This window comes from Pseudomonas sp. Ma2-10 (assembly GCF_054330215.1).
In genome coordinates this window covers 1-837 of sequence record NZ_JBTEYL010000077.1, presented here as the reverse complement: position 1 = coordinate 837, position 837 = coordinate 1, and the positions used below count along the sequence as shown (strand labels likewise).

At 65.2% G+C, this 837-nt stretch carries 1 protein-coding gene and 1 pseudogene; both read right to left on the bottom strand.

What is annotated here, in order from left to right:
- A partial coding sequence (locus ACXPVS_RS27365) for an ATP-binding protein (RefSeq protein WP_458512656.1) occupies positions 1-284 on the bottom strand: 284 nt, incomplete at its 3' end.
- A pseudogene (locus tag ACXPVS_RS27360) lies at positions 223-837 on the bottom strand (Mu transposase domain-containing protein); the annotation flags it as partial. The gene ACXPVS_RS27365 and the pseudogene ACXPVS_RS27360, both read right to left, overlap by 62 nt.

Genomic DNA, 837 nt, shown 5'->3' with positions numbered 1-837 from the left:
CCGACGCCGGTTGGGCCGGTCAGCAACAGGTTGTGCTGTTGGCGGATCCAGTCACCGCTGGCCAGGGTTGCGAGCTGGCGTTCGTCCAGGCCTCTGCCCGGACGGCGGTCGAGGTCTTCCAGGCAGGCACCGGCGTATTTGAGCTTGGCTTGTTTGCGCAGCCGTTCCAGGCGTTTGTTGTCGCGCCAGGCCAGTTCGCGGTCAAGCAGCAGACCGAGCCGATCATCGAAGCTCAAGCTGTGGCAGGCCGGCAGTGTCCATTGCTCTTCCAGCGCAGTGGCCATGCCGCTGAGGCGCAGGTGGTGCAACTGGTTAAGCGTGTGTTGCGTCATCATTGAACAGCTCCTTTTGGGTGTAATAGTCGGCACCGCGCACGTTCTCGTGGCAGGCGGGTTGAGCGGCGGTGACCTTGGGCAGCGGTTGCTGGTCGAGCCCTTGTTTGAGCAGGTTGCGTACGGTGCGGCTGTTGAGTGCACGCAGTTGCACGGCGCGGCTGGCTGCCGCCTCCAGGCGCTCGTTGCCATAGTGGCGAGCCAGCGACAGCAGGCCCAGGCAGGAGCGGTAACCCATCTCCGGATGCGGTTTGTGGGTCAGTTGATGTTCGACGATCTGCCGGACGTGCGGGCCGATCCGCTCGCCCCAGTCGAGCAGGCGCTGGGGTGTCCAGTCACGATGGGCCTTGTGTGAGGCCGGCATGTGTTCGCTTTGGGTGCTGTAGGCGCCGCGCCGTTGCAGCAGCAGGTGGCTGGCGACTCGCCGGTGTCCATGCAGGATTTCGACGGTATGGGCGCTCACTCGGGCGTCGACGCTTTGCCGGGCCAAGGCCGAGGGCACGCT